General features: G+C 60.5%; 10 protein-coding genes. 4 read left to right on the top strand and 6 right to left on the bottom strand.

What is annotated here, in order from left to right; genetic code table 11:
• Positions 1–218 precede the first annotated feature (218 nt).
• On the bottom strand, positions 219–1,181 hold the full coding sequence (locus HX817_RS07500) for a zinc-binding dehydrogenase (protein WP_177040059.1): 963 nt from the start codon (positions 1,179–1,181) through the stop codon (positions 219–221).
• Positions 1,182–1,319: 138 nt separating this feature from the next.
• On the opposite strand from HX817_RS07500, the gene HX817_RS07495 reads away from it, so the two are divergent.
• Positions 1,320–3,401, top strand: a complete 2,082-nt coding sequence (locus HX817_RS07495) for a carboxy terminal-processing peptidase (RefSeq protein WP_023659269.1) — start codon at positions 1,320–1,322, stop codon at positions 3,399–3,401.
• Positions 3,402–3,513: 112 nt separating this feature from the next.
• Positions 3,514–5,292, top strand: coding sequence for a bifunctional diguanylate cyclase/phosphodiesterase (locus tag HX817_RS07490; protein ID WP_177040058.1), 1,779 nt, complete (start codon positions 3,514–3,516; stop codon positions 5,290–5,292).
• Between the two features lies 1 nt (position 5,293).
• Here HX817_RS07490 and HX817_RS07485 read toward each other — a convergent pair whose 3' ends face one another.
• The 5 genes from HX817_RS07485 to HX817_RS07465 all read right to left on the bottom strand — a co-directional run bounded on the left by HX817_RS07485 (position 5,294) and on the right by HX817_RS07465 (position 8,134).
• Positions 5,294–5,680, bottom strand: a complete 387-nt coding sequence (locus HX817_RS07485; protein ID WP_003211114.1) for a sel1 repeat family protein — start codon at positions 5,678–5,680, stop codon at positions 5,294–5,296.
• Positions 5,680–6,051: a hypothetical protein gene (locus tag HX817_RS07480; RefSeq protein ID WP_003211116.1), complete on the bottom strand. Its 372-nt coding sequence runs from the start codon at positions 6,049–6,051 to the stop codon at positions 5,680–5,682. The genes HX817_RS07485 and HX817_RS07480 overlap by 1 nt, the downstream gene beginning before the upstream one ends.
• Positions 6,048–6,386: a helix-turn-helix transcriptional regulator gene (locus HX817_RS07475; protein WP_003211117.1), complete on the bottom strand. Its 339-nt coding sequence runs from the start codon at positions 6,384–6,386 to the stop codon at positions 6,048–6,050. The genes HX817_RS07480 and HX817_RS07475 overlap by 4 nt, the downstream gene beginning before the upstream one ends.
• 97 nt (positions 6,387–6,483) lie before the next feature.
• Positions 6,484–6,939 (bottom strand): YkvA family protein, encoded by a 456-nt coding sequence (locus HX817_RS07470; protein ID WP_003211120.1) that lies wholly within the window; start codon positions 6,937–6,939, stop codon positions 6,484–6,486.
• A gap of 454 nt (positions 6,940–7,393) precedes the next feature.
• Positions 7,394–8,134, bottom strand: a complete 741-nt coding sequence (locus HX817_RS07465; RefSeq protein WP_177040057.1) for an FKBP-type peptidyl-prolyl cis-trans isomerase — start codon at positions 8,132–8,134, stop codon at positions 7,394–7,396.
• A 246-nt stretch (positions 8,135–8,380) separates the two neighbouring features.
• On the opposite strand from HX817_RS07465, the gene HX817_RS07460 reads away from it, so the two are divergent.
• Together HX817_RS07460 and HX817_RS07455 are read left to right on the top strand one after the other, a co-directional pair.
• Positions 8,381–10,192 carry a di-heme-cytochrome C peroxidase gene (locus HX817_RS07460; RefSeq protein ID WP_177040056.1) on the top strand — a complete coding sequence of 604 codons (1,812 nt, stop codon included), beginning with the start codon at positions 8,381–8,383 and terminating at the stop codon, positions 10,190–10,192.
• 31 nt (positions 10,193–10,223) lie between these two features.
• Complete coding sequence (locus HX817_RS07455; RefSeq protein WP_102369619.1) at positions 10,224–11,354, top strand: catalase family protein; 1,131 nt, start codon at positions 10,224–10,226, stop codon at positions 11,352–11,354.
• The last annotated feature ends 64 nt before the right edge of the window (positions 11,355–11,418 follow it).

The following is an 11,418-nucleotide window of genomic DNA, read 5'->3' as shown; positions in this document are numbered from 1 at the left end:
GCCAAGGATGGCCCATGACGGCGGCCCACGGTCCAAAGCCGGAGTGAGGGCACACCGAGCCTAAGCGAGGTGCCGAGTGGTGGGGCAAGAGCGTTTTGCTTACTTTTGCGCTCTTCAAAAGTGAGCCGCTGTAAGAGCGGAACCAATAGTCGCCGTTACGAAAATAACGGATATACACCCAGCCCAACTCCCCCCCAACACAAATGTCGCATCTGAAATCAGGTCAGACTCTCGTCAATCACCAACACCAGCTTCCCGGAAATCCGATTAGTCGCCAGCTCCGCAAACGCAGCCTCGGCATCCTTGATCGGAAACGTCCTGGCCAGTTGCGGACTCAAGCGCCCCTCGGCAAACAACGGCCAAACATGCTGGCTCAAGTCACTGAACAAGTCAGCCTTGAACTGATCATCCCGACTGCGCAACGTCGACCCCAACACCTGCACACGCTTGGCCAACACCTGCGCCAGATCGATCTGCGCCTCACGCCCGCCCATCAACCCAATCAACACCCAGCGCCCATCACGCGCCACCAGCTTGAGATTCAGCGCCGCGTAATTCCCCCCCACCGGGTCAAGAATCACATCGAACGGTCCAAAATCCCTCAAGCCCTCGATGCCGTCAGTACGTACCACACCCCCCTGAGCCCCCAGCGCTTCACAGTACGCAAGGCGATCCGCCGACCCCACGCTGACCCAGCACGGGCTGCTAAACGCCTTGCACAACTGAATCGCCGCCGAGCCCACCCCACTGGCGCCGGCATGCAACAACACCTTCTCACCGGGCTTGAGGCCCGCCAACTGGAACAGATTCAGCCACGCGGTGCTGTACACCTCGGGCAACCCGGCCGCTTCCACCAGGGACACACCCTCCGGCACCGGCAGCACATGCCGCGCATCCACCACCACTTCTTCAGCCATCCCGCCGCCAGCCAGCAAGGCGCAAACCCGATCCCCCACTTGCCACGACGAACCGGCGCCGACTTCGCTGATCACCCCGGAACACTCCAGGCCCAGCACCTGGCTGGCACCGGGAGGTGGCGGATAAAGCCCCGAACGCTGTAATAAATCGGCGCGATTCAGGCCCGCAGCCGCCACGCGAATGCGTACTTGGCCTACATCGCATGTAGGACTTGGCTCTTCTTGCCACTCCACATGACCTTCAACGCCTTGCAATGCTTTCACAGTGCCTCCATAGTGAGTCTGGACTGAGCCCGTTGCTGTAGCGTCGGGCTTTTTGCATTATGCGACCGGCCCATATGGAACCGGCGACTTCAAAGACGGCCTAATATGCGTTATCAATTGCCCCCGCGTCGAATCAGCATGAAGCATTTGTTCCCCAGCACCGCCCTCGCTCTTTTTATCGGTATCGGCCTTTTGCCGCTGTCGAGCAATACGTTCGCAGCCAACAGCTGGGACAACCTTCAGCCTGATCGCGATGAGGTGATTGCCAGCCTTAACGTCGTCGAGTTGCTCAAGCGCCACCATTACAGCAAGCCGCCGTTGGACGACGCTCGTTCGGTGATCATTTACGACAGCTACCTCAAGCTGTTGGATCCCTCGCGCAGCTATTTCCTGGCCAGCGACATCACCGAGTTCGACAAGTGGAAGACGCAGTTCGACGACTTCCTCAAGAGCGGTGACCTGCAGCCCGGCTTCACCATCTACAAGCGCTACCTGGACCGCGTCAAAGCGCGTCTGGACTTCGCCATTGGTGAGCTGGACAAAGGTGTCGACAAGTTCGACTTCACCAAGAAAGAGACCTTGCTGGTTGACCGCAAGGACGCTCCTTGGCTGACCACCGAAGCCGAGCTGGACGACCTGTGGCGCAAGCGCGTCAAGGATGAAGTCCTGCGCTTGAAGATCGCCGGCAAAGAGCCGAAGGCCATCCAGGAACTGTTGACCAAGCGCTACAAGAATCAGCTGGCACGTCTGGATCAGACCCGTGCCGAAGATATCTTCCAGGCCTACATCAACACCTTCGCAATGTCCTACGACCCGCACACCAATTATCTGTCGCCAGATAACGCGGAAAATTTCGATATCAACATGAGTCTGTCGCTGGAAGGCATCGGTGCCGTCCTGCAAAGCGATAACGACCAGGTGAAGATCGTGCGTCTGGTGCCGGCAGGTCCGGCCGACAAGACCAAGCAGGTTGCCCCGGCCGACAAGATCATCGGTGTGGCCCAGGCCGACAAAGAGATGGTCGACGTGGTCGGCTGGCGCCTGGATGAAGTGGTCAAGCTGATCCGCGGGCCGAAAGGCAGCGTGGTGCGCCTGGAAGTGATTCCGCACACCAACGCACCGAACGACCAGACCAGCAAGATCGTGTCCATCACCCGTGAAGCGGTGAAACTCGAAGACCAGGCCGTCCAGAAGCAAGTCCTCAACCTCAAGCAGGATGGCAAGGACTACAAGCTCGGCGTGGTGGTGATCCCGGCGTTCTACCTGGACTTCAAAGCGTTCCGCGCCGGTGATCCGGACTACAAGAGCACCACCCGCGACGTTAAGAAAATCCTCACAGAATTGCAGAAGGAAAAAGTCGACGGCGTGGTCATCGACCTGCGCAACAACGGCGGCGGTTCCCTGCAGGAAGCCACCGAGCTGACCAGCCTGTTTATCGACAAGGGTCCGACCGTGCTGGTGCGTAACGCTGACGGCCGTGTCGACGTGCTGGAAGACGAGAACCCGGGTGCCTTCTACAAAGGGCCGATGGCGTTGCTGGTCAACCGCCTCTCGGCATCCGCCTCGGAGATTTTTGCCGGCGCGATGCAGGACTACCACCGTGCGCTGATCATCGGCGGCCAGACCTTCGGCAAAGGCACCGTGCAGACCATCCAGCCGCTGAACCATGGCGAGCTGAAACTGACCCTGGCCAAGTTCTACCGGGTTTCCGGGCAGAGCACCCAGCATCAGGGCGTACTGCCGGACGTCGATTTCCCGTCGATCATCGACACCAAGGAAATCGGCGAGAGCGCCCTGCCCGAGGCGATGCCGTGGGACACCATCCGTCCTGCGATCAAGCCTGCGGTAGACCCGTTCAAACCGTACATCGCAGAGTTGAAAGCTGATCACGAAGCCCGCTCCGCCAAGGATGCCGAGTTCATCTTCATCCGCGACAAACTGGCCCTGGCCAAGAAGTTGATGGAAGAGAAAACCGTCAGCCTGAACGAAGCCGACCGTCGTGCGCAGCACACCGACATCGAGAATCAGCAACTGGTGCTGGAGAACGCCCGCCGCAAGGCCAAAGGCGAAGCTCCACTCAAGGAGCTGAAGAAAGAAGACGAAGACGCGATCGCCGCCGAGCCTGATAAAACCAAGCCGGAAGATGATGCCTACCTGAGCGAGACCGGGCGCATCCTGCTGGACTACTTGAAAATCAGCAAGACGGTGGCCAAGCAGTAAATGATGGCGATTTAATGTGAACGCTCCTCGGAGTGTCATCAAATAGACATCATTCTGTCGTGAAATGAAGGACCTGCCAAAGCAGGTCCTTTTTTTTCGACCCGAGAAAATCATGACCATGACCGAACAGCTGAATGCATTGGGCTCAATCCTGGCTCAAGGCAGTTTGCACAGCCTGTTCCAACCCATCATTTCCCTGTCTGAACGACGCGTCATCGGTTATGAAGCCCTCAGTCGCGGCCCGTCCAACAGCCCGTTGCACTCCCCTGTCGCACTGTTCTCCGTGGCCCGTCACGCCGGGCGTCTCAGTGAGCTGGAGATGGTCTGCCGGGAAAGTGCCTGCCGGCGGTTCAGCGAGCAGAAACTGCCGGGCAAGCTGTTTCTCAACGTCTCACCCGAATCCCTGCTGGAGACCGCCCACCAGCCCGGCCGTACCCTGCAACTGCTCAGCGACTTCGGCATCCCGCCCAGCCAGGTGGTGATCGAACTGACCGAGCAAACCCCGACCGACGATTTTCAACTGCTGCAAACCGCGCTGCACCACTACCGCGCCATGGGCTTTTCGATTGCCCTGGATGACCTGGGTGCCGGCTATTCCAGCCTGCGGCTGTGGTCGGAGCTGCGCCCGGACTACGTGAAGATCGATCGACACTTTATCGACGGCATCCACCAGGACGCCCTCAAGCGCGAGTTTGTCGGCTCCATCCTGCAAATCGCCAAGGCCTCCCGGGCCCAGGTCATCGCCGAAGGCATCGAGTTGCCGGAAGAGTTGGCGGTGCTCACGGAAATGGGCGTTGACCTGGTGCAGGGCTACCTGCTCTGCCGCCCCCAGGAACACCCGCCGCAGGAAGCGCGGTTGATGCTGCCCAAGCCCGACAACGCCACCGTCGCGCTGAACGACGAAGGCAGCGACCTCAGCGCCCTGCTCAACGAACAACCGGCCGTGGGCCAGCACACTGCCACGGCGCAGGTCCTGGAAGCCTTTCGGCGCCAGGCCAACCTCAATTCCCTGGCGGTGCTGGATGAGCGTGGCCACCCGATTGGCATCGTGCACCGGCACTCGCTGTCAGATGCGCTACTCAAGCCGTTCGCCACCGATCTGTTCGCCCGCAAGCCCATCAGCCGCTTGATGAGTGATGACTTTCTCGCGGTGGAACTGAGCCAGTCCTTGCAGCAGGTCAGCCGCCTGCTTACCAGTCGCGCACGCCAGCGGATCGAGGAAGATTTCATCATCACCCTCAACGGCGATTATCTGGGGCTGGGCCGGGTGATCGATGTGCTCAAGCTGATTACCGAGCTGAAAATCCAGCAGGCACGCTATGCCAACCCGCTGACCTTGCTGCCGGGCAACGTCCCCATCCAGCAGTGCCTGACGCGGCTGTTGCAGCAACAACGCGAGTCTGTGATCTGCTACGTCGATATCGACAGTTTCAAGCCATTCAACGATATCTACGGCTATGGCCGGGGCGATGAAGTGCTGCTGTGCCTGGCGCAATGCCTGAACGACCGGGTAGACCCCAGCCGCGACTTCGTCGGGCATATCGGCGGTGATGACTTTTTGCTGGTGCTGGGGCCGCAGGATTGGCGCAAGCGGCTGAACCAGTTGCTGGACGACTTCCACACCCAGTGCCGGCGCTTCTATCGCAGCGAGCATCTGGACGCGGGCTGTTTCGTTGCACTGAACCGCCAGGGCGTGCGCCAGGAGTTTGCGCTGCTGTCGCTGTCCATCGGCGTGGTGCACTTGTATCCACAGGCCTGTGGACAACTCGATGCCAGCCAGTTGGCGGAACTGGCCTCGCAAGCCAAGCACCACGCGAAGAACGTGGCGGGCTACAGCATTCATGTGATTGACAGCCTGGAGTTGGGCCAGGCAGAACCGCAGCCGCTCTAGATCAGAGTTGCTCCAGGCGCATCTGCGCCAACGGGTGCCCGGCTCGGGCGGCGATTTTCCACCAGCGTGCCGCTTCCAGCGGATCAGGCGCCTTGCCAAGGCTGCCCGCAAGGCTCAACACCCCAATCTGGTAGGCCGCCTTGCCGTCGCCGGCCAGGGCCGCCAGCCGCAACAGTCGCACGCCTTCTTCACGGGCGCCGAGGCCCTTGCCACGAAACGTCAGGATATGTCCGTAGAAACTCTGTGCTCCTACGTCGCCCAGATTGGCCATGCGCGCGAACTGGCCTTCAAGCCACTGCCAGCCACGCGGCTGTCGCACGAACCAGGACCAATGAAACAACTTGCGCGCCAGCCAGTAACTGGCATACGCCTTGAGCTTCCAGAACACTACGCCTCCGCTGACTCTGGATAATCGTACTCAAATACTCGCACCACTTCGGATGCGTGCCACGACGCCGCGGCCACGCCATCGGACGGCCCGCAGAAGCGCCCGAGACGCTCCACACATTCAAAGAAACCGGTACGTGGCAGGCGACTGGCGCCCTGGCTGATCACCAGGGAACTGCGCAGTGGTTGGTCGGCCTTGGCATCCAGCGCCGCCAGGTGCTCCAGCGCAGCCGTCAGGGTCTGCATGGCCGGCGTGGGAAATTGCAGGCGCTCCAGCAAGGCGCGGTAGGTCAAGAGGTGGCGCTGTCGGCGCGCCTGGTCCAGCTCGTTGAGTAACCCATCCCAATGTTGACGGCTGATGCGTACGCTCACGTTTCGTCCCTCCAACCTGCAACGCCAAGTTCCCAGGCCAGGCTGCGGCGGATGGCAGCGTCCGGCTGGCGTTCACCGCTTTCGATCAGGCCCAGGTAAGACGGGCTGATGCCCACTGTGCGCGCCAGAACCTCGATGGCCAGGCCCTTGGCCTCGCGCAGGCTTCGCAGCTGCTCCAGGGGGCGCAGATCCGGTTCGGCAGTGGCTTGGCTAATGGTCGAAGCGGGAGGCGTTGGCTGTTGCTGACCGGCGGCTTTTAACAGCGCCTGATACTGAGCCCATGGCAGAACCGCATATTCGGGCTCGCCATCCTTTGTAATTATCTGAATATCCATGACTGCCCCGTAGGATCACAACACTTACTTCGTAAGTACTTTCCTTAGGAGTGTAATCCTAACAGCCACAAAGAGCGCAGGGGGATATTCCCAAGGTTCAGTTTTTTTTCAGGTGTTCTTGCGTAAGCAGCTGAGGCGTCGCAGGAAGGCGCTCAACCACCGCAAGTTTCTCGGGGAGCTGACGCTCGCGCCAGGCGCGAAAGGCGCTCAGTTCGCCGTCGAGGGTCTTCATGACCCACGCCAGCACAGCAATGTCGTCGAGCATGCCGAACACCGGGATAAAGTCCGGGATCGCGTCAATCGGGCTCAGGAAGTACATCAACCCTGCCACTACCGAAATCAGCGCCTTGGGGCTGATGGCCCGGTACTCGCCGCGCCAGTAGGCCAGGCACAAGGCCTGGAGCAGCTTGAGGTCGTCCTTGAGCTTGCCCAGCCGGTTGCCCTGGCTCGAGCCTTTGGCGGCGACCGCGAACAGCAACGTCGGCAAGCGCCCACGGCCAAGCAGGCGAGCAGCCATGGGCAGGAAGCGGGTGAAATTAAACGGGGCTTTCATCGTCACTCCAGTTCCAGGCGACAGAAAAGGTTATCCACACAAATTGTGGATAACCTTGTGAACAGAGCCTATTTTCCAGGCTGAAAGCCACGTAATACAAGGCCTACAGTCAGATCGGGCGTTTTTTGCGCACATAAAAAAAACCCAAGAATTCATTGACTTGGAGATAATCTGCGTCTACCCGTACTCGGGTCTTTTATCAGACTGCTCTAGCCCGCATGGGTTCGGTTGAATTTGCCGTGGATTCAGCTGATCGTTCCCACGCTCTGCGTGGGGATGCCGCCTGTGGCGCTCCGCGCTTGCTGTTAGCGCTAGGCTTGAGCTATGCGCAATGGTGACGCAGAGCGTCACGGGATGCATTCCCACGCAGAGCGTGGGAACGATCGCATACGATCGCACAGGCCAGAAACAACAACGCCCCGTCGAGACGGGGCGTTGTGTGTTCAGGCGCTGATTACTTCTTGGCAGCAGGAGCCGCCGGTGCGTCAGGAGCGTCTGCCTTGGACGGGTCCTTGATGGCCAGCAGTTCCAGGTCGAATACCAGCACGGAGTTGGCTGGAATCGCCGGGCTCGGGCTCTGGGCACCGTAGGCCAGGTCGGACGGGATGTACAACTCGACCTTCTCGCCAACGTGCATCAGTTGCAGGCCTTCGACCCAACCTGGAATCACACCGCTGACCGGCAGGTCAATCGGGCTGCCGCGATCCACGGAGCTGTCAAAGGTGGTGCCGTTGGTGAGCTTGCCGGTGTAGTGAACAGTCACTACGTCGGTAGGCTTTGGCTGGGCACCGTCGGCTTTCTTCACGATCTTGTATTGCAGACCGGAAGCGGTGGTGACAACGCCGTCTTTCTTGGCGTTTTCTTCGAGGAATTTCTTGCCGGCGGCTGCCGACTCTTCACTCATCTTGGTCATACGTTCTTCAGCACGCTTCTGCAGTGCGGCGAACGCCTCGACCAACTCGTCGTCTTTCAGCTTCTGTTCTTTCTTGCCGACGGCATCTTCGATGCCTTGGGCTACCGCTTTGGAGTCCAGGTCATCCATGCCTTCCTGGGCAAGGCTTTTGCCCATGTTCAGGCCGATACCGTAGGAAGCTTTTTGCGCCGGGGTTTTCAGCTCTACGCTGGTTTGCGAATCACAACCCGCAAGTACCAGGCTAACCAGGGCCACCGCCGCCGCCAACCGATGCTGTTTCATGCTATTTCCTTGTTCGTGTGCCAAAAGGGCATTCGAGTAAAGTCGCGAGCTTATCAGGCGGCCACGACCAATGGCTACCGGCATGTGAGCAGGAAACTTCTGATAAGTTCACGTGTTTAAAAGCATTTTCATTCAATCCAGGGCCCTGCAACGGACGGCAGCAGCGCTGGAACGAGACTCATGGCCACTTGCCGCACTGCTGGCCTGATGGCATAAGAACGCTACAACTCGACAAGGATAGTTATCTTGCGCATTTTTTCCCGTGTTTTGCTGATGATTTTCATACTGCTGGGCCTGGTCCTGGCGGTGGTGCTCTATTACGTGGTCAACCCGAAGCTGCCGGTCTACGTGCCAGTGGAACAGGTGCACTACCAGGATCAATGGAGCGCCGCAGATCGCCAGACCTACTATTTCACGCCCCAGGGCACCCAGGTCAAGGGCCTGCGTTATGCCTGGTTTACCGCCTTGGAACTTCCGTTCTCCGAGCAGCGTTTCGCCACGCCCGAGTACCTGGCGCGCTTTGGTTTTCTGGTAGACCCCAAGCAGGTGCCCACCGCGCAGAACCCCGGCAACCTGCCGGTGGGTTTCGCCCGGCATAAAAATGCCGGCAGCAATGATGAGTTCCTCGACATCACCTGCGCCGCCTGCCACACCGGCCAGTTGAACTTCAAAGGCCAGGGCCTGCGGATCGACGGTGGCCCGGCGCAACATGTGCTGCCGTCCAGCGTGCCGACCCTGCGCGGCGGCAGCTTCGGCCAGGCACTGGTCGCCAGCCTGGCCTCGACCTACTACAACCCGTGGAAATTCGAGCGCTTTGCCCGCACCGTGCTGGGCCATGACTACAACGACCAGACCGCAGCGCAACTGCGCCAGGACTTCAAGAAGTCCCTGAACAACTTCCTCAAAGTCGCCTGGAACGACACCCACCGCGGCCTCTACCCCACCGAAGAAGGCCCGGGCCGCACCGACGCCTTTGGCCGTATCGCCAACGCCAGCTTCGGCGACGCCATTTCCCCCGACAACTACCGCATCGCCAACGCCCCGGTGGACTACCCGCAACTGTGGGACATCTGGACCTTCGACTGGGTGCAATGGAATGGCTCGGCCCAACAACCCATGGCCCGCAATATCGGCGAAGCCCTGGGCGTCGGCGCCACCCTGGACTTCTTCGACAGCGCCGGCCAGCCGCTCCAGGGCGATGCGCGCTACGCCTCCAGCGTGCGGGTGCGCGACCTGAATACCATCGAAGAAACCCTGCAACGGCTCAAGCCACCCACCTGGCCCGAAGACCTGTTCGGCGCCATCGACAAACCGCTGGCCGCCCAGGGTCGCGCACTGTTCGCGGAAAACTGCGCCGGCTGCCACGTGCCAGTGGTGTCCCAGGTCGATGGCCGCCCGGTGCGACAATTGAAAATGCTCCCGGTGGAAGTCATCGGCACCGACCCCGCTACTGCCAACAATATCGCTGACCACCGCTTCGACCTCAGCGCCCTGCAATGGGACCCGGCGGAGTTGGCGAAAATGAACGTCGAACTGCACCCCACGCCCACCGAGCCGCTGGACCTGCGCAGCCTCTCTTCAGCCAAAGGCCTGGCCTACATCACCGCCTTTGTCGAAGACCACGCCTACCGTGCCGCCGGTGTGACACCTGCCGAACGCCCGCGCCTGGACGGCTTCGGCCTGCCGATCGGCGTACGCGAATTGCGTGCCTACAAGGCACGGCCCCTGGCCGGGGTGTGGGCGACACCGCCGTTCCTGCACAACGGCTCGGTGCCGACGATCTACCAATTGCTCTCGCCTCAGGACGAGCGCAGCCCGACCTTCTATAAAGGCACCTTCGAATACGACCCGCGCCACCTGGGCTATCAAACCGCCGCGTTCCCCAACGCGTTCCTGTTCGATACGCGCATCACCGGCAACCACAACAGCGGCCACGAATTCCGTGCCGGGCAGCGTGGCAACGGGGTGATTGGCCGAGGCTTGCTGCCCCAGGAACGCTGGGCGCTGCTGGAATATTTGAAAGTGCTGGGCGGCCCGCTGGAACAGCAACTGCCCTGACCCAACCGACTTCGCAGAAAAGGATTTTTAAATGCTCGCTCGACTTTGGCTGCGCCTCGGCGCGTTTCTCGGCAAGACCCTGTTGTGGCTGGTGGGCCTGGGCCTGCTGGGCTGGTTGCTGTCCACCCTGTGGTTTGCCTGGCAGCACAGCGGCCCGGTATCGCCGGATGAACAGATCCCGCCGGGTGAAGCGGCCATGACCCAGGGCATCATCCAGACCGCCGTGCGCATCGTCGACCAGCACCGCGAAGGCACGCGTTACCTGCGGGATGCGCATGCCAAGGCCCATGGCTGCGTGAAGGCCGAGGTCAGCGTACTGGCGGACCTCGACCCGGCCCTGCGCCAGGGCGTGTTCGCCGAGCCGGGCAAGACCTGGCAGGCGATGATGCGACTGTCCAACGGCAATGCGTATCCGCAGTTCGACAGCATCCGGGATGCCCGGGGGATGGCGATCAAGTTGCTGGACGTGCCAGGCAAACAGCTGCTGGCGGATCAGCAGGCGCGGGGTGAGCAGGACTTTGTGATGTTCAGCCATCCGAATTTTTTCGTCAGTGATGTGGCGGAGTATGCGCAGAACGTTTCGGCTCAGGCCGATGGCAAGAAAGTCATGGCGTTTTTCCCCGGGGTGGATCCGCGCAGTTGGCAGGTGCGGCATTTGTTTATCGCGCTGGCGACGTTGGCGCCGCCGCCGGTGAGTCCTACGCAGACGACGTATTTCTCGGTGTCGCCGTATAAGTTTGGGGCGGCGAATGCGAAGTTTCGGGTGGCGCCGGATCCCCAGGGGTGTCCTGCGTATGTGCTGCCTGAACAGAATCAGGACCTGCCGAACTTTTTGCGCAGTGCGTTGAATCAGCAATTGTCGACGGACCGGGTGGCGGCGTGTTTTGTGTTGCAGATTCAGCGGCAGAATCCGCAGAAGTTCATGCCGATCGAGGACACCAGCATTGAATGGAAAGAGAGTGATGCGCCGTTTGAGACGGTGGCCAAGGTGGTGATTCCGGCGCAGGATTTTGATACGCCGGCGTTGAATCTGGCTTGTGATAATCAGTCGTTTAATCCGTGGTTTGGGGTGGAGGCGCATCGGCCGATTGGGGGGATTAACCGGTTGCGTAAGGCGGTGTATGAGGCGGTCAGTGATTATCGGCATAGCCGGAATTTGTAGCTCCGCGGTATTGGGTGCATATCCGTTGCTGCGGTTATGGCCGCTATTGGTTCCGCTCTTACAG

The sequence above is a fragment of the Pseudomonas sp. C6002 genome (assembly GCF_013385805.1).
In the GTDB taxonomy this organism is placed as follows: Bacteria; Pseudomonadota; Gammaproteobacteria; order Pseudomonadales; family Pseudomonadaceae; genus Aquipseudomonas.
This window is presented reverse-complemented; position numbering and strand designations above follow the sequence as displayed.